This window comes from Arthrobacter sp. TJ-238, from assembly GCF_058269215.1.
In genome coordinates, this window is sequence record NZ_JBZCNH010000002.1 from 589316 (window position 1) to 612865 (window position 23550).

General features: G+C 67.6%; 16 protein-coding genes. 3 read left to right on the plus strand and 13 right to left on the minus strand.

What is annotated here, in order from left to right; all coding sequences use genetic code 11:
• Nucleotides 1–172: 172 nt before the first annotated feature.
• The 3 genes from AC4D2O_RS06005 (at nt 173) to AC4D2O_RS06015 (ending at nt 3877) form a co-directional block, all read left to right on the plus strand.
• Nucleotides 173–1585 (plus strand): MFS transporter, encoded by a 1413-nt coding sequence (locus AC4D2O_RS06005; RefSeq protein WP_490905797.1) that lies wholly within the window; start codon nt 173–175, stop codon nt 1583–1585.
• A 217-nt stretch (nt 1586–1802) separates the two neighbouring features.
• The gene (locus AC4D2O_RS06010; protein ID WP_490905800.1) at nt 1803–3182 is read left to right on the plus strand and encodes a serine/threonine-protein kinase; all 1380 of its coding nucleotides are present in this window, start codon (nt 1803–1805) and stop codon (nt 3180–3182) included.
• Complete coding sequence (locus tag AC4D2O_RS06015; protein ID WP_490905804.1) at nt 3179–3877, plus strand: hypothetical protein; 699 nt, start codon at nt 3179–3181, stop codon at nt 3875–3877. Before AC4D2O_RS06010 ends, AC4D2O_RS06015 begins: the two co-directional genes overlap by 4 nt.
• A 41-nt stretch (nt 3878–3918) precedes the next feature.
• Here the strand turns inward: AC4D2O_RS06015 and AC4D2O_RS06020 are convergent, their stop codons facing one another.
• From AC4D2O_RS06020 to AC4D2O_RS06080, 13 genes are all read right to left on the minus strand, one after another.
• A complete protein-coding gene (locus AC4D2O_RS06020) occupies nt 3919–4974 on the minus strand; it encodes a M28 family peptidase (RefSeq protein ID WP_490905809.1) in 1056 nt (351 codons plus the stop codon).
• 40 nt (nt 4975–5014) lie between these two features.
• Nucleotides 5015–5716: a 4'-phosphopantetheinyl transferase family protein gene (locus AC4D2O_RS06025; RefSeq protein WP_490905814.1), complete on the minus strand. Its 702-nt coding sequence runs from the start codon at nt 5714–5716 to the stop codon at nt 5015–5017.
• Entirely contained in the window at nt 5713–6969 is a 1257-nt protein-coding gene (locus AC4D2O_RS06030; RefSeq protein ID WP_490905819.1) for a heparan-alpha-glucosaminide N-acetyltransferase domain-containing protein, read from the minus strand. Before AC4D2O_RS06030 ends, AC4D2O_RS06025 begins: the two co-directional genes overlap by 4 nt.
• Nucleotides 6970–6990: 21 nt before the next feature.
• Complete coding sequence (locus AC4D2O_RS06035; RefSeq protein ID WP_490905822.1) at nt 6991–12342, minus strand: Pls/PosA family non-ribosomal peptide synthetase; 5352 nt, start codon at nt 12340–12342, stop codon at nt 6991–6993.
• A 113-nt stretch (nt 12343–12455) separates the two neighbouring features.
• Nucleotides 12456–13790 (minus strand): aspartate kinase, encoded by a 1335-nt coding sequence (locus AC4D2O_RS06040; protein WP_490905825.1) that lies wholly within the window; start codon nt 13788–13790, stop codon nt 12456–12458.
• A 121-nt stretch (nt 13791–13911) separates the two neighbouring features.
• Entirely contained in the window at nt 13912–15219 is a 1308-nt protein-coding gene (gene ectB / locus AC4D2O_RS06045) for a diaminobutyrate--2-oxoglutarate transaminase (protein WP_490905826.1), read from the minus strand.
• Between the two features lie 505 nt (nt 15220–15724).
• Entirely contained in the window at nt 15725–17629 is a 1905-nt protein-coding gene (locus tag AC4D2O_RS06050) for an acetyl/propionyl/methylcrotonyl-CoA carboxylase subunit alpha (protein ID WP_490905828.1), read from the minus strand.
• Nucleotides 17630–17676: 47 nt separating this feature from the next.
• Nucleotides 17677–18309, minus strand: a complete 633-nt coding sequence (locus AC4D2O_RS06055; RefSeq protein ID WP_490905829.1) for a Maf family protein — start codon at nt 18307–18309, stop codon at nt 17677–17679.
• A gap of 43 nt (nt 18310–18352) precedes the next feature.
• Entirely contained in the window at nt 18353–18910 is a 558-nt protein-coding gene (locus AC4D2O_RS06060; protein ID WP_490905831.1) for an AMIN-like domain-containing (lipo)protein, read from the minus strand.
• A 155-nt stretch (nt 18911–19065) separates the two neighbouring features.
• On the minus strand, nt 19066–20451 hold the full coding sequence (locus tag AC4D2O_RS06065; RefSeq protein ID WP_490905833.1) for a dicarboxylate/amino acid:cation symporter: 1386 nt from the start codon (nt 20449–20451) through the stop codon (nt 19066–19068).
• 73 nt (nt 20452–20524) lie between these two features.
• Nucleotides 20525–22255: a DUF885 domain-containing protein gene (locus tag AC4D2O_RS06070; RefSeq protein ID WP_490905835.1), complete on the minus strand. Its 1731-nt coding sequence runs from the start codon at nt 22253–22255 to the stop codon at nt 20525–20527.
• A gap of 53 nt (nt 22256–22308) precedes the next feature.
• Nucleotides 22309–22683, minus strand: a complete 375-nt coding sequence (locus AC4D2O_RS06075) for a VOC family protein (protein ID WP_490905836.1) — start codon at nt 22681–22683, stop codon at nt 22309–22311.
• A gap of 434 nt (nt 22684–23117) precedes the next feature.
• The coding region (locus AC4D2O_RS06080; RefSeq protein ID WP_490905839.1) for an HNH endonuclease signature motif containing protein at nt 23118–23550 on the minus strand (433 nt) is incomplete at its 5' end.

The following is a 23550-nucleotide window of genomic DNA, read 5'->3' on the forward strand; positions in this document are numbered from 1 at the left end:
GATCCTGCCCGGTTCCCGGCCCTGCCCGGTTCCCGGCGTCCAACATGTGGACACGTTTATCCACGTGCTGGACGCCGGTGGTCTGATATCAGGATTCAAGTGAAGCGCGGGCGCCGTGCCGCGGGAGCTTCGTGCACCCGGTGGCGGTGCCTCGTATGAGAAAGCCGCAACCATGACCTCCTCCACCGCCGCTGGTGCCAGCGGGACCACGAAACCGTTGAACTCCCGGGGCAAGGTGATCTTCGCCAGCCTCATCGGGACCACGATCGAGTTCTACGACTTCTACATCTACGCCACGGCCGCCGTGCTCGTGTTCCCGGCGCTGTTCTTCCCGAACCAGACGTCCGCGAACCAGCTCCTGAGTTCCTTCGCCGTCTTCGGCGTCGCGTTCGTCGCCCGCCCGCTCGGCTCCATCGTGTTCGGCCACTTCGGCGACAAGATCGGCCGCAAGGCCACTCTCGTGGCCTCCCTGCTGACCATGGGTATCGCCACGTTCCTCATCGGCCTGCTCCCGGCGGCCACGAACGAGGGGTGGGTCTTCCTGGCGCCGCTGCTGCTCGTGGTGCTGCGCTTCCTCCAGGGGCTCGCCCTCGGCGGTGAGTGGAGCGGCGCCGCGCTGCTGGCCACCGAGAACGCGCCCGAGGGCAAGCGCGCCGTCTACGGCACGTTCCCGCAGCTCGGAGCGCCGATCGGCTTCATCCTGGCCAACCTGCTGTTCGTCCTGCTGAGCAGCACGCTCAGCCCGGAGGCGTTCCTCGACTGGGGCTGGCGGGTTCCGTTCCTGCTGAGCGCCGTCATGGTGGTCATCGGCCTCTACGTTCGGCTGAAGCTGATCGAGAGCGCGTCCTTCCAGAAGGTCCAGAAGGAGGGCAAGGTGGTGAAGGTCCCGCTCGGCACCACGTTCCGCCTCCACTGGCGTGCACTGATCCTCGGCACCTTCATCATGTTCGCCACCTACGTGCTGTTCTACTTCATGACGGCCTTCACGCTGACCTACGGGACGGCGCCGTCGAGCCTCGAGCAGGCACAGGCCCGCGCGGAAGCAGCCGGCAAGCAGTTCACCGCGGCGCAGGAGGCCGCCTTCGTGCCCGGCCTCGGCATGGCACGGACCGACTTCCTGTGGATGCTCATCATCGGCGTCGTGTTCTTCGGCATCTTCACCATCGTGTCGGGGCCGCTCGCGGAGCGCTTCGGCCGCCGCAAGATGCTGCTCGCCACGACTGTCGGCATCGCCGTCTTCGGTCTCCTGTGGGCGCCGCTGTTCGCCGCGGGGACTGCCGGCGCGATGGCCCTGCTCATCATCGGGTTCATCCTCATGGGACTCACGTTCGGACCCATGGCTGCGGTGCTGCCCGAGCTGTTCCCCGCCAACGTCCGGTACACCGGATCCGCCGTGGCCTACAACGTGTCGAGCATGATCGGCGCAGCACCCGCGTCCTTCATCGCGGTGGCCCTGTGGCAGGCTGCCGGCGGCAGCACGGTCCTCGTCGGCGCCTACCTGACGGTCGCCGCGGTCCTGACGTTCATCGCGCTGTACATCTCGCGCGAGACCCGGGACAACGACTACGAGAACAACGTCGCCTGACCCGGCTTCCCGATCACGGGCTCCTCAGCCCGTTCGGCGGCGCCGCACCCGCCCGGGTGCGGCGCCGCCGTCGTTCCTGGGTGTCCTGCGCCGCGGCCCCGGCGCCGTCATCGGGGCGCATCGTAGACTGGAAGGACCGGTGGCATACCGGTTCCGGTGCGGCGCGAGGACTTCGTGTGCCCGGACGCGGGTCGACGGGGTAGTAGAAGCGGGTGGCATGGAGAAGCAGGCACTGACCGGCCGGTACGCGGTAGGAGAGCGGATCGGGGCCGGGGGTATGGCGGACGTCTTCTCCGCCCGTGACACGAGGCTCGAGCGGGACGTCGCCATCAAGATCTTCCGGCCCGGCACCGCCGACGGTCTGGAGCGCGGGTCCGCGGAGGCCCGGATGCTCGCCGGGCTCGACCACCCGGGTCTGGTCCGCGTGCTGGACATGGACAGCGGCGAGCACGACGGCGCCGCCTATCTGGTCATGGAGCTCGTCGACGGCCCCGATCTGAGGGACCTGCTGAAGGCCGGAGGGCCGCTCGGTCAGGAGGACGTCCGGGTCATGGCGCTGGACCTCGCGCGGACGCTGCAGTACATCCACGGCCGGGGGATCGTGCACCGCGACATCAAGCCGTCCAACATCCTGACTCGGCAGGCCGATCCGGACAGCGGCCAGTTCCGCTACCTCCTCACCGATTTCGGGATCGCCCGGTTCTTCGACGGCACCCGCGTCACGGCCACCGGCCAGGTCATCGGGAGTGCCGCCTACTTCAGCCCGGAACAGACCCGGGGCGACGGCGTGGGGCAGCCTTCGGACATCTACTCGCTCGGCCTGGTGATGATCGAGGCCCTCACCGGAGACCGGGTGTTCCCCGGCACCGGGGTCGAGAGCGCACTGGCGCGCCTGCACCGTAGCCCGTCCATCCCGCATTCTGCGGGTCCTGCGCTGTCGGCGCTCCTGGTGTCGATGACCCTCGACGAGCCTGCCGACCGACCCGATGCCGCGCAGGTGGTCCGGGCCCTGACGGCCATGGGCCCGCAGCAGCACGATCACGGGACCACCACGGTCCTGCCCGTCGCGGAGTCCCCGACAGCGGCCATGCCGGCTTTCGGTGGAACCGTGCCGACCACCGCTCTGCCGGCTTCCGGCGTACCGGTTCCGCAGGGCCTGCCGGTCCAGCAGGACGACGCGGCGCGGATGTCCGACGCCGACGCCGACGCCGACGCCGACGCCACGGCGCTCGCTGCGTCCGCGCCGCTCGATCGGCCGTCCGTTCGTCCGTCCGTTCGTCCGTCGTCCCCGATCAGCGCCGAGCGTCCTCTGCCGCCGGAACAATCCGAGACCGATGCCGCAGACGCCGTCACCCGATCGGGGCCGAGCACTCCAGCGGCCAGGAACGCTCCGCCGCGAGGCACCGCCTCACGAGGGCGCCGCCGTCGTTCCTTCTGGCTGCTCGCCGTGCTGGCTGTCGTGGTCCTGGCGGTGGCGCTCTGGGCCGTCGTCCTGAATATCGGTGGCGATCCCGCCCCCGCCGTCGAGCCCCTGCCCACGGTGACCGGCGAGACAGGCCAGAGACTGCAGGAACTCTACGAAAGCGTGAAGCCATGAGCCGTACCACGAGGTCCCGAGTCGCGGTGCTGGTCGCTGCCGCCGTCCTCCTGACGGGGTGCGGGGCGCCAGCGATCGATACCGCGACGGCGAGCGACCTCCAGGCCGAGGTTCGCAGCATCGCCTCGGCCGCTGCCGCAGGTGACGCGGTGGGAGCGATCGCCCTCGCGCAGAGCCTGAAGCAGGAGGTGGACGCGGCCCGCGCAGCGGGCACCGTCACCGAGGACCGGGCCACCACGATCGGTCTGCGCATCGACGCGGTGATCGCCTCCCTCGAGGCCGGCCGGGTACCGGCCGACGATGCATCGACCGGAGTGCCCGGCAAGGAGCCGGCGGGACCGACCGAAGCGCCGGTCGAGGTGTCGGCCGACACGCCGGCGCCGGATGCGACGTACGCTCCTCCCGCGCAACCCACGCCGATGGCACCCACCCCTGCTCCGGTCCAGCCTGCACCCGCCCCGATCCCGGAGGAGAATGCGGAGGACGGCCCGGATACGGGATCGGAGGACGCCGGTGAGGAGGCAGCGGGTGAGGATGCCGTACCGGGCGAACAGGGCGGCAGGGCCGCGGACAAGGCGGCCGAACAGCAGCGCAAGGCCGAGGAGAAGGCCAGGGAGGCTGCTGAGAAAGCCGCTGAGAAGGCTGCTGAGAAAGCTGAGGAGTCAGGCAGGAAGGGCAAGCCCGACGACCAGTGACGCCGGACGTCGATCGCGGCGGTTACGCTCGGCTGCCCGGCCTACCCGAGGGCGCTGCTGTCCTCGGCCAGGCTGATGGCGGCATGGATGATGGCGTCGGTCATGGTGGCCAGCACCTCCCGATCGACGTTGCTGATGTCATCGCCGGAGGTGTGGTAATTGGGATCCCGTGGCTGGTTCGCAGCGCCGCCGAACAGGTCCGCATGCCTTGCCGATTTCCGCTCACTGCTGCCGGTGAACAGGCCTCCCACCGGGACGGCCTCCTCCGTGAACGCCACCTGATCGGAAACGATATCCCAGCTGACTGTTACCCACGGCTGGTCGCGGGCGTCGAAGTAGTCGGTGAAGAACTCCATGATCTCCAGCGAACCGTCGGGCACTTCATTCCGGGAGTCGCCGTTCGATTCCCGCGCGTCGTAGACCCCGATGACATGGTTCGGTGAGGCGACCATGTCGAAATTCAGGTAGGCGGCGATGTTGTCGAGCTCGTCGCTGTCATGATCCGCCAGGTCATCGACGTAGAATCTGGAACCGGGCGTCCCCCGGTACTCCTCGGCTCCCCACCACGCGAAGCGCACTTTGTTGGTGGGTTCGTCCCGTTCACTGAGCTCCTCCGCGGCCACCAGCAGTGCAGCCACGCCCGAGGCGTTGTCATTGATCGCCGGACTGTCCGACACCCCGTCGAGGTGCGCGCCGAGCATGATCACATTGTCCGCACTGCCGCCGGCGGTCTCGGTGATAACGCTGAAAGTCTCGAATTCCTCGCCACTACGTCCGACGGTGAAGTACTGGCGGCTGGTGCGATAGCCCGCGCTCTCGAGCTGCTGTTCCACGTACTGAGCGGCGGCCTCGTATCCGGCGGTGCCGGCAGCACGATCGCCATGCTCGTCGGCAAGTGCCTGGAAAGCCTCCAGATGGCCGTACGCGCCGAGGTCCTGCGGAGGCGGAGGCGGCGGCGGCCCGAAACGGTCCAGCAGCCCGATGGCCGTGACAAGCGTCAGCAGCAGGGTGACCGCGCTGAACCCCGCAATCGCGGCTATTGCTATCCGGCGCCGGCGTCGGTGACGCTTCCGATGCCGCTTCCGGTGCCGATTCATGGTGTCCTTTTTTGCGTAACAGCATCACATCAGGAGTATTCTAGCGTTCTCGGGCTGCTGCCCATGGACTTCCCGTCGGCAAGTACGCGGTCGTGAGGACGAAGTCACCCGTGACCGTCCACCGTCCTTCCAGTTCCTCGACCGTGCTGGTCCGGTCCGTTCCGACGGGCGCCAACAGACGAGCACGAAACGTCCGCGAACCGGGCTCGATCCGCACCGATACGTCCTCGAAATCCAGCCATGCCCCCGTCAGGGGGTACCAGGCCTTGTACACGGACTCCTTGGCGCTGAATACTACGCAGGACCAGGGCAGCCCCGGCTCCTTCCGCGACAGTGCCTCGATCATCACCCGTTCCTCCGGGCGGCAGACGATCTCGTACACTCCCGGCGGGAGTGCACGCCCCGGCTCCGCATCCAGCCCGATGGCGGAGTAGGTGCTCGACCTGGCCACCACGGCGGCGCGGTAGTTCCGGCTATGGGTCATACTGCCGACGACGCCGATGGGCCAGATCGGGGCGCCCCTGGCGTCCGGCAGCAGCGCATGGGCTTGGTATCGTGGGCCGCCTTCCGGCGCGAGTTCTGCGAGGGCACGGCGAGCGAGGGTTCGCACCGTGTGGAACTCACGTCGGCGTGCGGCAGTGGCGGTCCTGACTGCGGCGAGTTCCTCCGGAAGAACCGCGCTGGGCACCAGATCGCCGAAGCACTCCTCCGCGTAGGTGCCCGGGGGAAGAAGGCCCCTCACCGGGAAACCGGCCCGGAGGCCCCGGCAGCACCGCCTGCGGGCTCTTCGTCCACGATCTGCCGGAAGTTCCTCGCGGCCCCAGCGACTATCCGTTCAAGTGGTCCTTGCCCCATCCGCCGGCTCCAGATCATGCCGAACGCCATGGCGACCGCTACATGCACGACGAACCACAGGCCGGGGTCGTCGTAGTGCATCTCGGTGCTGAGCGCGAGTAGGTGCGCGGAGTACAGGGTCAGGGTCATCGACCCCATCGCGGCAAGGGGGGTCAGCCAACGTCCCGCCTTCCGGCCGACAGCGATCAGTACGGCGGTCACCAGGAGGCCGATGCCGAGGCTGCTGGCGATCGAGAAGGGCGTGTTGTTGTGTGGAGTCGGGACGACGAGCCACCAGGCCGAGGTATCCGGAATGTACGCGAGTCCGAACAGGATGGACTCGTCCAGAAAGTCTTCGTCGATCCCGGCGTCGAGCATCTGATCGTAGCCACCACCCACGGAGTACAGCAGGAGCGACGACACGACGTTGGACAGGATGGCCAGGCCGGCTCCGACTCCGGCGATCCAGACCAGTACGAGGCTCCTCCGCAGGTCCAGGCGACCTATCCCCAGGCCGACCAGGATGTAGACCATGTATGCCAGCGCCGGATAGGAACCGGTGAGCAGCAGTTGCGAGGCCACGCCGGCCGGCTCGGAGAAGATCAGCCCCAGCGTGGGATTGAGGGACGATCCCGGGGGCAGTAGCGGACCCAGGTTCTGCAGCAGGATCGGCGCGACGATACCGAAGGCCGCTGCACTGAGGAAGAGTGTCCTGGCTCTCAGGTGCAGGAACGGAATGGCAAGCAGGAAGAACACCGAATAATAGAGCAGGATACCGTTGGCCGGCGGGTCGTCATTCTGCGGCATGAACGCTGAGACCACCAGTGCGACAACCCCGATCAGAAGGGCCCTCGCCACCAATCCCAGACGGTCTCCCGCCATCCTGCGTCCCACATGCGGTTTGCTCCCACCGGAGGCCAGCGCCAGACCCACTCCGGCGAGAAGGGCGAACAGTGCCGCCGAGTCTCCATAGAACAAGTTGAAGGACAACGACGGATCACCGGTGTCCTCGTTCTCGTCCGGAAGGATGTGGACGGCCATCAACCCGATCAACGCCAGACCACGTGCCGCGTCTATGCCGACCAGGCGCGCCCGACCCTGCTTCGGCTTTCCGCCGGCAGGGCCGGTCTCCTGCCCCTGCTCGTTCTGGAGTTCACTCATGGTCGGTCTGTTTCTCGCTTTCTAAACGATCTCCTGCGCGGGGTTGCCACCGTACCGGGCACCCTCCGGCACGTGGCTGCCCTTCATCAGGAAGGAATCCGGCTCCAGGGCCGAACCATCGCCCATGACGACGTCGTACAGCAGATAGGAGCCGACACCCAGGGTGACTCCCCGGCCGATGGTGATGGCGTCCCGTTTGAAGACACCGTCCTCCATCGAGTGGCACTGCACGACGCTGAACATATTGAGCGTGGTGTCGTCGCCGATGGTCACAAGCGTCTTCTCAGGAATGACGCAGCCGTCGTCGAAGACGCGCTTGCCCATCCGCACGCCGTGCAAACGCCAGAACAGGGGTTTGAACGGGGTCCCATCGAACAGCGGCAGCGGATACGCGATGAACTTCCAGAACCGTTCGTGCTGCCAGAACTTCCTCTCATAGATCGAGCATCGAAGCGGCACCATCGCCTTGAATCCCTGGGACGCACGTTCCAGCACGATGACGAAGGCAATCGTGAAGGCGCCGAAGCCCACAACGCCGATGTAGAGTCCGAGCCCCGGAATCCCCGGGAACAACGTGATGGCGAGCGCGACCGCGAGCAGGCCGGCGAAGGCGAGGATCCATCGGCTCGCCAGGTAAAGGCATATCGAGACCGCGTTGTGCCGGTTCTTGGCGGGCAGCCGGCGGAGGATCTCCTCCCGGCTGGTGATCTTGAGGGCCGATGTGTCCCGGTCGGCCGACCTCGGGATCTCGAACGCGGGCGAACCCAGCAGGCCGATGTCCTGCCGGACCTCGCCATGGATGGGAACCATGACCTTGCTGCCGAAGAGAATGTTGTCCCCGACGCGGGCTGCAGAGGGATAGGGGATGTCGTTACCGAAGAAGTTCCTCGCTCCGATCTTCACCTCGGACACACGGAAGGACGTACTCGAGTAATTGGCGTTCATGATCGACACGCCGTCGGAAACCATGGTTCCGGAGCCCAGGCTGGTCAGGTAGGGGTTCTCGTGGTCGAGCTCCGTCCCGACGTTCGACCCCGTCTGCTCCAGGTTGGGCTGCTTGTAGCCCAGAAGGCGGAGGTAGTGCACAACCAGGGAACTGTCCCCGCTGATGTGCATGAACTGGAAGACATTGGTCATCTGGAAGATGAGCCGGTGGGCCGCATAGTGCAACCCGTAGAGCGGGTACACCCGGTCCGGTCTGATCAACAGGTTGAGGAGCCGGGGAATCGTGAGCACGGCGGCAAGAACGAGGAACAGGCCACCGAAGACCAATCCGAAGGAGACGATCGCCAGATCCGCGTAGAACACCGGGTTCGCATAATCGAGATGACCGGTTTCCAGATAGGCGGGCAGGAGCAGTGCGAAGGAGAACGGAAGCAGGGGACCGAGGAGCCCCAGCCTGCTGACCACAACCAGCGCACCGTAGGTGACCCGCCGCCGCCGGCTCGACGGCATGGGGTCGACCAGCCGGTAGTTCACCTCGCTCGGCACCGCAGGAGATCCGTGCCAGCTCGCGCCCGCGGGTACCGACTGCAGCCGCTGCAGGGAGGACGCATGCCCCAGCTGCGCTCCGTCCCCCATCGCGGAGCCGATGTCCAGCACGCACTTCTCGCCGATCTGGGTGTTCTCGCCCAGCGCGACCCTCCCGGTCTGGATCCATCCGTCGCGGGCGCGGTAGCACAGGTAATACGTATCCTTGTGGATCACCGTCCCGCCGCCGATCGTCAACAGGTCAGTGCACACCGGGAGGTGGGGGGACAGGATGGCGACGTTCGGGCCGATCCTGGCGCCCAGCAGACGTAGGTAGATCGGGAGGATCGGCGTGCCGACGAAGAGGGCCAGCGGGTTCATCCTGACGAGGGTGCGGACGAACCAGAACTTGACGTAGGCCAGGGACCAGATGCGCACTTCCTCCTCTTTCCACCGGCCAAGGATCAGCCATTTGAGCAGGATCGGCACCAGGCTGAGTACAAGGAAGAAGCCGACTCCGAAGCCGATGGAACGCCCCCACATCTCCAGGACGTTCGGCGCTTCAATGATCCAGAGGAAGCCGACCACCATCGCCGTGATGAGGGCGTAGGAGTAGCCGATGGCGAGCGCAGCCTGCAGGGCACCGCAGAGCACGAATTCGAGGGTGCCGACCGACTCTCTCTTGGGCCGGTCGTACGGTTCCGGATCCGCCCACCGGCCGGCGGCGGCCGGTGAGGTGATGGCAGCCGCCAGTTCCCTGACCGTCGGATGCTCATAGATGACCTGCAGACCGACGGGCGGCAGGTCGGTGTTCTTCCGCAGCGCAGCGGAGAAGTGGGCGACCAGAAGGGAACTGAGCCCGAGGTGGTCGAAGATATCCGCGTCGACGGAGACCCTCTCCACTCCCAGGACAGCAGCGAGCTGCTCGGCGAGAGCCGCTTCGGTGTCCGTTGCCGGCTCGCAGTACTCGGCATCGACGGAGGTGCTGACCCGGGTGGTTGGTGTCGGCAGGTTCTTCCGGTCGGCCTTGTCGCTGGGCAGCATCGGCATGGTGTCCAGCTGCTCGTAGAATGCGGGGATCATGTAGCTCGGCAGCCGGTCGCGAAGCTCCTCCCTGATCATCTGCGGCGCAAGATCCGTGACGCCCTGGCGCAACGTGTAGAACGCGGCGAGCTCTGTCATCCCCGGTGCGGATGCATGGGTCTCCACCACGGCTTGGGCGATCCCGGCGACCTGAAGAAGCACTGACTCGATCTCGGACAGCTCGATCCGGTATCCGCGGATCTTGACCTGGGTGTCGATGCGCCCGTGGTACTCGATCAAGCCGTCCTCCGTGATACGGCCGAGATCGCCGCTGCGGTAGATGCGGCCGGAAGGATTGTTCGGGATGCCCATGAAGTCGGGGATGAAGGCTGCTCCCGTCTTCTCGGGATGATTCATGTACCCGACGGCGAGTCCGATCCCGGCTATGCCGATCTCACCCATCTCGCCCCGCGGCAGGGCCCGCGGCTCACTGGGATCGAGAATCATGGCTGTATAGGTCGGCAGGGGTTGCCCAAGGGTGATCGGCTTGTCGGGGTGCATGACGTCCCAGGTGGCAGTCACGGTCGCTTCGGTGGGTCCGTAGACATTCAGGAATCGCCGGTTCGGCCGGTGCCACCGGTCGGCCAGGTCACGAGGACAGGCCTCACCGGAGACGAGCAGGAAACGCAGGTCAGGGAGCTCGTTCTCCAGGGTGGCCAGCAGGGTGGGTACGCAGCACATGGCGGTAATTCGGTTGTCGATCACGAACCGTTCGAGGTCGGCGCCGAGCAGGCTCTTGGAACTCGGCTTCGGCACCAGTGTTGCCCCCACCATCCAGGGCACCCACATCTCCTCGACGGAGAAGTCGAAGGCGATCGTCAGCCCCTGATAGACCCGGTCGTCGTTCCTGTATCCGTACACCTCGGCGGCGACCCGCACGAAGTTGCAGATGCTGGCGTGCTCGATGGCCACTCCTTTGGGGCGGCCTGTGGACCCGGAGGTGTAGATGATGTAGGCCAGGTCTTCGACAGGATCGGGTTTCTCGCCATCTGTGAGGCGGGAGTCCTGCTGGGCCGCGATGTCCGCGGCGGCAGTATCGAGACTCAGAGCTCGGGGTCCGTTCTCCGGCAACAGGTCGGCCAGGTGGCTCAGGGTCAGCACCCGGTTGGTTTCGGAGTCCTCCATGATGTAGCCCATGCGGTCCGTGGGAAATCCGGCGTCCAACGGAACATAGGCTGCCTGGATCTTCAGCACCGCCAGCATCGAGATGTAGGACCATACCGCGTGGTCGAACAACAGTGCGATGCGGTCGCCGGCCGTCGCTCCGTCGGCCAGTAGGTGACGGGCCAGCTGATTGGCCCGCGCGTCGAGCTGGTCGTAGGTCAACGTCGCATCATTCGACTCGACGGCCAACTGGCCCGCTCGGCCGTCGCGGCGCAGCACGTCGCATTGGCCTTCGAAGAGCGCTTCCAGACGTTCGCCCGGTGACCAGCGCACACTCTGGCGGTGCGGGGATTGCAGCAGCAGAGGGTTCAAAGCCGCCGTCTCCGCCTCATCGGATGCCGCGGCATAAGCGGGGCTGTCCCGGTCGGCGCGCACGAGATCTCCGCTGCGATACACCCTGGGCCAGCCCAGGGCGGCAATCGGTGCTTGCTTCACGGCGTCTTCACCTGCATCGAGGTACCGACCCAGGCCGACCCCGCCGATGACCAGTTCTCCCTTCTCGCCCCAGGCGACAGGCCGGTCGTCCTTGTCCACCACGGCCAGCTGCCAGCCGGGCAGCGGGAGACCGATGCGTACCGGGGTTGCCCCGTCTGCTGCAGCACACGCGACGACAGGGCCTCCGACGGGCCCATAGGTGTTCCAGGCTTCCCGCTCCGGGCTCGCCAGTCGCGCTGCAAGGGCCGGGGGGCACGCCTCACCGCGAAAAATCAGCAGACGGACGTTCTGGAGCGATTCCGCCGACCACTGCGCAGCCAGGGCAGGCTCCGCCGACACCACTGTGATGCCCCGTGCGGCAATCCAGGGGCCAAGGTCTTCGCCGGAGCGGACGATCTCCCGAGGAGCCGGTATCAGGCAGGCGCCGGACTGCCAGGCCAACCACATCTCGTCGCATCCGACATCGAACCCGGCGGTGAGGCCGCCCAGCACGCGATCTCCCGGCCCGAGCGGCTCCGCCGTGCAGAAGACGAACGCTTGTGCGTCCACCCGTGCGGCCACGGAGCGATGTGAAACGGCGACCCCCTGCGGCCCGCCGGACGTCCCACGGGTGAAGATGGAGAGCACATCGTCGTCGACCGTGGGCGGCCGATCCTCGCCCTGCGGGGGCGCTTCGACGACGGTGCGGACCTGAAGGCCGGCGTCGATGATGGCGCAGACTTCGGCCTGCTCCCACACCGTGGCGGCCCAGCCCTCGGGCTCGTCAGGATCAACCGGCACGTAGGCCGCTCCCCGGGCGAGCACGGCCAGCACGGCGATGTAGAGATCGACGGTGCCGGGCGCCATGACAACGCCGACCCGGTCTCCGGTGGCGATCCCGCGGTCGCGCAGGTCCAGGGCCAGCGTTTCGATCCGCCCCAGCAGGGAGAGGTAACTCAAGGACGTGGTGCCGTCATCCAAAGCTGACGCGTGCGGGTATTCGTCGACGGTGTGGAAGAGGATGTCCAGCAGCGTGCGAGGGGCCGGTGCAGGGCCTCCGGAGTACACGGCGATGCTGCCGGCCTCTTCATCGGCCGCTGCCATGGCCCGCGGGGCGGGAGCGGTTACGAAGCCGTTGTGGACGACCCGGTGGGCCCCTGTCGCCGGTGCGTGCGCCGGCAGCTTCCGGACCGGCACGGTGGTGCTGCCCGGCTCCGGAGAAGAATTGTCGAGCAGAGCCACTCCGTGTCTCCCTCCGTGGTGCTCTTGGTCATATGGGGGTACTTGTGCCGGATCGGCGATGGCGTCATTGTGTGACCGCCTACGTTTTCCTCTGGATGCCACGCGAGCTGCCCCTATCCCGTTGCCGCGGCCGTCCGAACCCGAGCGGTGGAAGTGCGCCTGACGCGCTGTTCGGTCGCCGTCGCCCTTGGCGGTGGTGTCAGCCCGAACGCCGTCTCCAACGAGCGGACTGCATCAGCCAGCTGATCGGCAGGGGTCACCGCCACGATGGACAATTCGGACATCGAGATCATCTGCACGCTGATTCCTGCTTCGGTCAGAGCCTTGAAGAACGTGTAGAAGGGTATGGGGGAGGAGCGCATGCCGAGCCCGTTGAGCGAAACCCTTCCCATCTCATCGGTGTGGTGGAGGGACTCGAAGCCGACGTGGTTCTGGGCTGCGTGCAGTACGCCGATGGCTGCCGTCAGCTCCGCGGAAGGGAGAGCGAAGGTGATATCCGAGAGCCGGCCGCCTGCAAGTCGAGGATTTCCGGTGATCATCTCGATGTGCAGACCCGATGCGGAGAGGTTCTCGAGCAACCTCGCCGTGGCCGTGGAGCGGTCCGGGACGCCCGTGACAGTGATACGCGCAGCAGAGTTGGAACTTGCCACGCTGGAAACCACGGTTCGCTCGCCTGCGCGCGCGTCCGGGCCCGACTGGTCCGAACTCGGCAGAATCATGGTGCCCCGCTTCTGCACGAACGAGGACCGTACGTGAATCGGAACACCGAAGCGACGAGCGTACTCGATGCATCGAAGATGCAGAACCTTCGCTCCCGAGGCCGCGAGCTCGAGCATCTCCTCGCTGGAGAGCATCTCGATCTTGCGGGCCCTGGGAACGATCCGCGGGTCTGCCGTATAAATACCGTCTACATCGGTATAGATCTCGCATACGCTTCCCAGAGCCGCTGCAAGCGCGACGGCGGTGAGGTCCGAGCCTCCCCTCCCGAGCGTGGTGACCGTTCCTTCCGTCCCGCTGATGCCCTGGAACCCTGCCACCACCGCAATCCGTCCGCGCTCCAGGCAGGCCCGTAACCGGCCTGGATTCACGTCCGTGATGCGTGCTTTCCCATGGCAGTCGTCGGTGATGAGGCCGGCCTCACTGCCGGTGAACGTCCGCACCTCGGCTCCAAGGTCTGCCAGCGCGATCGCCAGCAGAGCCGCGGATACGAGTTCGCCGGTCGTCAGGAGGGTGTCGAGTTCGCGGGCACGGGGGTGAGGGGAGATGCTTGCCGCCAGGTCCAACAACTCGTCGGTGGTGTCGCCCATCGCGGACACCACCACGACCACCTGATATCCCGACGCCTGTGCCTCTGCCACCCGCATCGCAGCGCGTCGAATCCCTGCGGCATCGGCGATGGACGAGCCACCGTACTTCTGCACGATGACGTTCCCCGGTGAGCCGGTCATTTCGTGCCTACGGGGAGGTTGTCCGGCTGCAGCAGACCGGGGATCGGAAGGGCGCTGTGCGGCAGGGACACTGCGCCTTCCACCTCACGCACAGCAGTTTCATGCGGGAGCTCGAGCACTCTCATCGTGAACCTGATTCGAGGACTTCCTCGCTCAGGACGCCCGGTAAGTCCTCCGCCGGCTCACCGCTGACCGAACGGACCGCGTCGGCAAGAATGGCGAGACCATAGGCGAGGTTCTCCGCGCTGATGGTCAGCGGCGGCATGACTTTGACCACTTCTCCCACGGGCCCGGAGGTTTCCACGAGCAGGCCGCGGGCGAAGGATTCGGCGGCGACTTTCCGTGCCATGGTGGGGTCCGGACAATAGACACCGGCCAGAAGTCCTCTGCCACGGACGTGGGCGCCTTCGATGCTGTCAGCAATCGCGGCCAGACCCCCGTGCAACTGGACGGACCGAGCAGCGATCTGCCGTTCGAATCCACGGCCGTCCCAGAAATGCTCGAGCGCGGCAGTTGCGGTCACAAAGGCCGGGTTGTGACCACGGAAAGTGCCGTTGTGCTCCCCGGGCTTCCAGATGTCGAATTGGGGCTTGAAAAGCGTCACAGCAAGCGGAATGCCGAAGCCGGAGAGCGATTTGGACAGGCAGACGATGTCGGGTTGGATGCCCGCTTCCTCGAAACTGAAGAACGTGCCGGTACGCCCGCACCCGGCCTGGACGTCGTCGACGATGAGAAGCACGCCGTGCTGCTGGCAGAGAGCGGAAAGACGGCGCAGCCACCCTGCACTGGCTGCCCGGAGCCCTCCCTCGCCCTGCACGGTCTCCACGATGACAGCAGCCGGCTTGTCCAGTCCGGACCCGCTGTCCTCCAACGCGCGCTGCAACCACAGCAGGTCGTCCGTCCCCCGGCCGAGGTACCCCTCGTAGGGAATGCTCGAGGTGTTGTTGAGGGGAACCCCTGCCCCGTGGCGTTTCATCGAATTTCCGGTGACGGCCAGTGCGCCGAGGGTCATGCCGTGGAACGCATTGCTGAATCCCAGCACGTGGTGCCGGCGGGTGACCTTCCGAGCGAGCTTCAGCGCTGCTTCAACGCTGTTGGTTCCGGTCGGGCCGGTGAACATGACCTTGTAGTCCAGGTTTCGGGGCAGAAGGATGAGTTCACGGAACGTCTCCAGGAAGCGCCGCTTCGCCGTCGTCTTCATGTCCAGCGAATGAATGACAGACCCCGAGCGCAGGTAGTCGATCAGCGGTTCCAGCAGGAGTGGATTGTTGTGCCCGTAGTTGAGTGCACCTGCTCCGGAGAAGAAGTCCAAATACTCTGTGCCGTCCTCGCTGTACAAGTGGTCTGCAGCGGCGCGGTCGAAAACTGTGTCCCAGTCCCGGCTGTAACTGCGGACCTCTGACTCCAAGGATGCGAAGATGTCTGTCATTTTTCTTCCTTAGGCGTTGCTAGCTTCCCGCTGCATCGGCGGAACGGGCACTGAACTGTCACGACCGTAGGAAGTGGACCTTGGAAAAAGGTTGGCGCGGGCAGCCGACGCCGGAGAATCCACCCGGGCTCCGGTCCGGCCGGTGCCTGCTCCCGCGAGCGAAGGGCACGGTGAAGGGCGCGGCGAAGGGGACGGCGAGGGGGACGGCGAGGGGGAGGATGCGGGGCTCGGGAACACGGGCACCGAAGGGTCCCGTGAAGGGTTCGTCCCAGGTGCCACGGCAGGCAGCGGGCACGGCGGCCGAGCAGGGAGCTGCGGGGAAGGCCCGGGGAATGCGGGCAACAAGGGCAAGGGCGGCCGGGCGACCGGCACGGTCGCCTGGCGGCTGATCCACGGCCGGGCCGGAACCGTTCCGCTCGGTCCGGGGCCGACAGCTGGGTCCCGGGCGGATACGCCCGGGAGCCAGCTGAAGGACGACAGGGCAGGCGGCCGGCTCCGGCGGGAGCTACTCCCGGATGGTCGCGATGACGGAGCCGGCCGAGACGGTGTCACCCGGGGCTGCTGCCAGCCCGGTCACCGTCCCCGCCCTGTGCGCCGTCAGGGGCTGCTCCATCTTCATGGCCTCGAGCACCACGATGAGGTCGCCCTCGGCCACCACCTCGCCGTCGGACACTGCGACCTTCACGATGGTGCCCTGCATCGGGGAGGTCAGCTCGTCGCCACTCATGGTGGCCTTGCCGGCGCGGGCCCGCGAGGACTTCTTCGACTTCGCCGGAGCGCTGGGTTTGCCGTTCGTCGACGCACCGAGCCCGGCCGGCAGCACCACCTCGAGACGGCGTCCGCCGACCTCGACGACCACGCGCTGGCGGGAATCCTCCTCGGGCGCCGGGTCCACCGCGCCCTTCCAGGGCTCGATGGTGTTCCTGAACTCCGTCTCGATCCAGCGCGTGTGGATCGAGAACGGGCCGTGGGCGGGAGCGAAGGCGGGATCGGCGACGACGGCGGCGTGGAAGGGCAGCACCGTGGGCATGCCCTCGATCACCATCTCGTCGATGGCGCGCCGGGCGCGCTGCAGGGCCTGCTCGCGGGTGGCGCCGCTGACGATGAGCTTGGCGAGCATGGAGTCGAAGTTGCCCCCGATGATCTCACCTGCCTCGATGCCGGAATCGACCCGTACGCCGGGGCCGCTGGGCAGTGTGAGAGTCTGCACCGTGCCGGGTGCGGGCATGAATCCGCGGCCGGCATCCTCGCCGTTGATGCGGAACTCGAACGAGTGGCCGCGCACCTCGGGGTCGCCGTAGCCGAGCTCCTCGCCGCGGGCGATCCGGAACTGCTCGCGGACGAGGTCGAGGCCCGTGACCTCCTCGGAGACGGGGTGCTCCACCTGGAGGCGGGTGTTGACTTCGAGGAAGGAGATGGTGCCGTCCTGCCCCACGAGGAACTCGCAGGTGCCGGCGCCCTGGTAGGAGGCTTCCCGGAGGATGGCCTTCGACGCCTCGTACAGCCGCGTGTTCTGCTCCTCGGACAGGAACGGTGCGGGTGCCTCCTCGACGAGCTTCTGGTTGCGGCGCTGCAGGGAGCAGTCGCGGGTGGAGACGACGACGACGTTGCCGTGGGCGTCCGCCAGGCACTGCGTCTCGACGTGGCGGGGGGCGTCGAGGAAGCGCTCCACGAAGCACTCGCCGCGGCCGAAGGCCGCCGTCGCCTCGCGCACCGCCGACTCGTACAGTTCGGGGATCTCCTCGTGGCTGCGGACCACCTTGATGCCGCGGCCGCCGCCGCCGAACGCCGCCTTGATCGCGATGGGCAGGCCGAACTCCTCCGCGAAGTCGATGACCTCCTGCACCGACCCGACGGGATCCTTGGTGCCGGGGACGAGCGGGGCGCCGACTCGCTCAGCGATATGGCGGGCCTGGACCTTGTCGCCCAACTGCGCGATGGAGTGCGGGGACGGGCCGATCCAGGTGAGGCCGGCATCGATGACGCGCTGCGCGAACTCGGCGTTCTCGGACAGGAACCCGTAGCCCGGGTGGACGGCATCGGCGCCGCTGCGCTCGGCCGCCTCGAGCAGGCGGTCCGCCACGAGGTACGACTCCGCGGCCGTGTCCCCGCCGAGCGCGAAGGCCTCGTCCGCCATGCGTACGTGCAGGGCGTTGCGGTCCGGATCCGCGTACACGGCGACCGAGGCGATGCCCTCGTCCCGGGCGGCGCGGATGACCCGGACGGCGATCTCCCCGCGGTTAGCCACCAGGACCTTCGTGACCGGACGACGCTGGCCGGCGGGGACGTCGGCATCGGGGGAGCTGCTGGCATCCGTGGACACGAATGGTGCGAGGGGGGATTGGCTCATGGGGCGTGAACTCCTTTTTCTCAGTTCGGAGCCTAGCCCGGTTTGGCGTCTTCCGCCCATGAATCGTGCTGAAGGGGAGTGTTGTACCCCCATCCTTTGTAGAGAACCTACAACGCGTTCGCGTGCGCCCACAGATCAGTGACGGAGACGCCGGCCGCCTGCAGGAGGCCGCGCAGCGTCGAGATGCTCAGCCCGACGACGGCGTGCGGATCGCCGTCCACGCGCTCGATGAACGCGCCGCCGAGACCGTCGATGGTGAACGACCCGGCGCAGTGCAGGGGTTCCCCGCTCGCCACGTACGCCGCGACCTCGGCGTCGGACATCGCACCGAAGTACACGCTCGCGGAGGACACTGCACCGATCGTGGCGCCCGATCCGCCGTCGCGCGTGTCCACGAGCCAGTGGCCCGTGTGCAGGACGCCGGAGCGCCCGCGCATCCGGCTGATGCGCTCGATCGCGACGGCGGGCTCGTAGGGCTTGCCGTGCGCCTCGCCGTCGAACTCGAACACCGAGTCGCAGCCGAGCACGAGGGCGTCGTCGGCGTCGTCGAGCGCCGCGACGGCCTCGGCCTTGGCCCGCGCGAGCAGCAGGGACGTGTCGTGCGGCTCGATCTCCCCGTACGCGGCGACGACGGCGGGCTCGTCGACGTCGGAGACCAGAATGGTGTGGCCGATGCCGGCGTCGGCCAGGAGCTTGGTGCGGGCGGGGGACTTGGAGGCGAGGATCAGGCGGGCCGTCATACGCCAAGCCTAGAGGCCCCTTCGGCAGTGACCGACAGGAGTCTCACCAGCGGTGCGCGACGTCGATCACCACCCTGGATCCGCCATCGTGGCCCGGCAGGACGATGACGCGGACCGGGAGGCGTGCCCGTACCCCGAGTCCGATCGTCGTCTGGCCCTCGAAGCTCCCCGCCCAGGCGACCTGGCGGAAGGTCGAGTACCCGCGTACGTCGACGACTTCGGCGCGATTGGAGGGGAGATATGTCGCGTGGCCGTTGCGGTACGCCGGGGCGCGGACGATGACCGCGAGCCGGGCGCCCCCACGGAGCGGGACGACGTGCCCGGACCCGTCCTGGTGGACATTCCCGACGTACCTCACGATGTAGCCCGGTGCCAGGCCCCGGACATCGACGACGAGTCGGTCGAAGCACTCGTGCCGCCCGGAGCGCACATCGGTGATGGGACCGGAGGAGTAGGAGCCGACGACCTTCGTCGTCGAGCCCCAGGAGATGCCGCAGTACGCGGCGGACGCCGGAGGCGCTCCTGCAAGGCCGAGGCCACCTGCAAGTGCGAGTGCGGCGAGTGTGGCGGAGAGTTTCTCCGTCAGGCGCGATGTGATCATGGCGCACCACCTGGTCGAACTGGATAGGTGCACCAATGGTCCTCCCGGAGGGGAGGGAAAGCGCCGCCATCCGGCGGATCGGCGCCGAATCGTTAGCCGGAGACGCGCGACGGCCCGCCCCGGGATGCCGGGACGGGCCGCAGGACGGGCGGCGGCTAGCGGGTGACGGACGCCGAGATGCCGTCGTTCGGTGCAGCCGCGTCGACCTCGTCGATGGCGCTGTCGTCGGCGAACGGGTCGCCGGTGCGCCGGGCGTTGTAGAGGTCGAGGTCCAGGAGCTGCTCGCGCCGGGCCACGATGGTGGGCACGAGCGCCTGGCCCGCGACGTTCACGGCGGTGCGGCCCATGTCGAGGATGGGATCCACGGCCAGGAGCAGCCCGACGCCGGCGAGGGGGAGTCCCAGCGTGGAGAGCGTGAGCGTCAGCATGACGACGGCGCCGGTGGTGCCGGCGGTCGCCGCGGAGCCGAGCACCGAGACCAGGGCGATGAGGAAGTACTGGGCCAGGGTCAGCTCGATGCCGAAGAACTGGGCCACGAAGATCGCCGCGATGGCCGGGTAGATGGCGGCGCAGCCGTCCATCTTCGTCGTCGCGCCCAGCGGCACGCCGAGATTGCGCTCGGTGACGCGCTGGGTGAGGGGGAGCGTGCCCACCGACGAGCGGGAGACGAAGGCCAGCTGGATGGCGGGCCAGGCACCCGAGAAGTACTGACGGACCGACAGGCCGTGCGCCTTGATGAGTGCGGGGTAGACGGCGAACAGCACGAGCGCGAGGCCCACGTAGATGGCGAGCGTGAATTTGCCGAGCGAGCCGATGGTGTCCCAGCCATAGACGGCCACGGCGTTGCCGATCAGGCCCACGGTGCCGAGCGGGGCGATCCGGATGATCCACCAGAGGACCTTCTGGATGACGGCCAGTGCCGAGGCGTTGAAGGTGAGGAAGGGCTCGGCCTGCTTGCCGACCTTCAGGGCCGCGATGCCGACGGCAATCGCGACGACGAGCACCTGCAGCACGTTGAAGTTCAGTGCCGTGGTGACAGCTCCGGACTCGGCGACGGACGACGACGCCTGGAGGCCGAGGAAGTTCGCGGGGACGAGTCCTGTCAGGAACGCCCACCAGCTACCCGTGCTGCCGGTGTACTCGGCGGGCGGGGTGGCGCCGGTGCCCGCGCCGGGCTGGAAGAGGACGCCCAGGCCGATGCCGATGACCACGGAGATCAGCGCGGTGATCGCGAACCAGAGCAGGGTCTGCCCCGCGAGACGTGCCGCGTTGTTGACCGCCCGGAGGTTGGCGATGGAGCTGACGACCGCGGTGAAGATCAGCGGGACCACGGCGGCACGAAGCAGGGCCACGTAGCTCGAGCCGAGCGTCGCGAGCGTGGTGCCCAGACCGTTCGGGGTCTCCTTGGTGTGGCCCGTGTACTTGGCGAGGAGGCCGAGGGCGAGCCCGACCAGGAGGGCCGCGATGATCTGCGGGCCAAAGGAGGTCGCCCAGCGGGGCAACCGGCGCCGCGAGGGCGGGGAGCTGGTTCCAGTAGACACGCCCGAAACACTAGGGGGAGCTTTATACCCAAGTGAAGCGGGAGTTGCGAAATGTTACATCGCGGCCGGACGGTCAGGACACCAGGGCGCGGCGCAGCGTGTCGAGTCCGACGGAGCCGAGGTTGAGCGCGCGCGTGTGGAAGGCGCGGAGATCGAAGGCATCGCCCTCGCGGGCGCGCACCTCGTCGCGGACCTGCTCCCACAGGCGCTGGCCGATCTTGTACGACGGTGCCTGCCCCGGCCAGCCGAGGTAGCGCGTGTACTCGAAGTCCAGCTGGCCCTCGCTGATGGCGATGTTCTTCCTCAGGAAGTCGTAGCCCTTCTCCGGGGTCCAGGTGCCCTCGCCCCAGCGCTCGGGCACCTCGAGTTCGAGATGCACGCCGATGTCGAAGACCACGCGGGCCGCTCGCATGCGCTGGGCGTCGAGCATGCCGAGGCGGTCGCCGGGGTCGGACAGGAAGCCGAGTTCCTGCATGAGGCGCTCGGCGTACAGCGCCCAGCCCTCGCCCTGGCCCGAGACCCAGATGGCGTTGCGGCGCCAGGGGTTCAGCAGGGCCCGCTGGTAGGTGGCGGTCGCGACCTGGAGGTGGTGGCCGGGCACGCCCTCGTGGTAGACGGTGGTGGTCTCCTTCCAGGTGGTGAAGGAGTCCTCGCCCTCGGGCACGGACCACCACATGCGGCCCGGGCGGGAGAAGTCGTCGCTCGGCCCGGTGTAGTAGATGCCGCCCTCGTTGGTCGGGGCGATCCTGCACTCGAGGCGGCGCATGATCTCCGGGATGTCGAAGTGCACCCCGGCCATGGCGTCCACGGCCTTGTCCGAGAGTTCCTGCATCCACGCCTGCAGGGCCTCGGTGCCCTGGAGCTGGCGGGCGGGATCCTCGTCGAGGAGGCGCATGGCCTCCTCAATGCTCGCGCCCTCGCGGATCTCGTTCGCCACGGCCTCCTGCTCCGCGATCACGCGGTCGAGTTCCTCGACGCCCCACTGGTACGTCTCCTCGAGGTCGACGGCGGAACCGAGGAAGACGCGGGACATCAGGGCGTAGCGGTCGCGGCCTACGGCGTCCTTCTCGGGTGCGGTGGGCAGCAGGTCGTCCTGCAGGAAGGCGGCCAGGGCGCGGTAGGCGGCACGGGCGGCATCGGCGCCGGCGCGGAGCTGCTCGCGCACGGGCTCAGGAAGCTCGACGTCACCCGCGCTCGTGGTGGCGCCGAGCGCGTCGAAGAAGCCGCCGTCCTCCGCGTACTTCGTCGACTGCTCGATGACGATGGAAACCTGCCGGCGTGCGGCGACGAGGCCGCGCTCGCGGCCTGCACGGAGTGACGAGGTGTACCCGTCGATCGCGGCGGGCACGTTCGCCATGCGGCCGGCGATGTAGGTCCAGTGCTCTACCGTGTCGGTGGGCATGAGGTCGAAGATCGCACGGATACTCTGCGCCGGGCACGCGATGTTGTTCAGTTCGGCGTAGGCGAGGCCCGTCGCGTGGATCTCGAGGTCGAGCCCGAGGCGCTCCCGCATGGCGTCGAGCGTGACGGCGTCGACGTCGTCGGTGGGCTGCAGGTCGTCGAGGCGGAGCAGGGTCTCCCGGGTGGCCTCGGCCAGGGCCTCGATGCCCGCGGGTGAATAGTCCTGGTACTCGGTCTCGTGGCCGGGGATGCCCAGTTCGGTGGCGAAGTTCGGCATCAGTTCGAGCAGGGTCTCGTAGTAGGACGTGGCGACGGCGTCGATCGCCGTCGCAGGGCGTGCCGGGGGAGCGTCGGGGGAGGTGGGAGTGTCGGGAGCGTCGGAGGACGAAGTGTCGTGGGTCACCTGTCGAGCCTAGCGTCAGGCCGTTGCTCGAGGCCACAGCCACCCCGTCCTGCCTAGAGGTAGGGCCGCGTGATGAGCTCCAGATAGTGGCCGGACGGGTCGAGGAGGTAGACGCCGCGGCCGCCGTGCTCCGTGTTCGTCTCTCCCGGGTGAGTGCGCTGCGGGTCGGCCCAGTGCTCGGTACCTGCAGCGACGATCCTGGCGTACGCGCGATCGAAGTGGTCGTCGTCGAGCAGGTAGGCGTAGTGCTGGGGAGGGAACTCCACGGGCGGGCTCGCGAACTGCAGCAGCACCCCGTCGGGGAGCTGGATGTTAACGAACGGCCCCCAGGCGGGGGCTTCCGCTGCTTCGAGCAGGTCGCGGTAGTACGCGCCCATGGCGGAGCTGTCGAGTGAGGCGATGATGGTGTGGTTGAAGTGCGCTGTCATTGGATCTCCTTGTGCGTGGGCTGTCGGGATTGCTGTACAGCGACGCAAGGAGGAGCGCGGATCAGGTGCCGACCAGGTTGCCTATCCGGGAGCGGCCCGATCGGGCCTGACTGGTCATCATGGCGAGGAGCCTATCCGTCACATCCGCGGCGGTCCAGGGCTACGACGTCGTCCGCCCACGCGGGCAGGCATCGCCGGTGGTGTTCCTGCCGGCGTCGGGGCGGTATTCGAATGAGTGATCCTGCTGGAACTGCGCTGAATGCATAAAGGGCATGGAATTCGCAGGGCTCATCCGCACTGGCGGCCGCGCATTTGCATGGCTCGCGTTCTTCGAGATCGATGCGATTCCCAGCTGACTTCTTCAACAACATCACTCTCATTTTTGCGGCATATTCCTGTGGGGATGATGGGTAACGCGCAATTGGAAGGGCGGGTCAGAAGGGTGGTGGGTCGGGGGTGGTGGTGTAGGTGCGGCCGGTGGGGGAGGTCGCGGTGAGGGTGCCTGGGCTGCTGGGGGTGCTGGGGGTGCTGGGGGTGCTGGGGGTGCTGGGGGTGTGTTGGGTGTAGTGCCAGATGCCTTGGGTTTTGAGCATGTGGTGGGTGCGGCAGAGGTGGGCGAGGTTGTCGTGGTTGGTGGTTCCGTGGTGGGACCAGGGCACGGTGTGGTCGAGTTCGCAGCGGGAGGCGGGGGTGTTGCAGCCGGGGTGGCGGCAGGTCTTGTAGAGGACGCGTAGCCATTGTTTGAGGTCGGCCGGGACGGTGTAGGTGGTGCGTCCGACGCTGAGCACGGCCCCGGTTTCGGGGTGGGTGAGGAGTCGGGTGAAGGAGGGGGCGTGGGCGGCCAGGCGGCGGGCGGTGTCGGCGGGG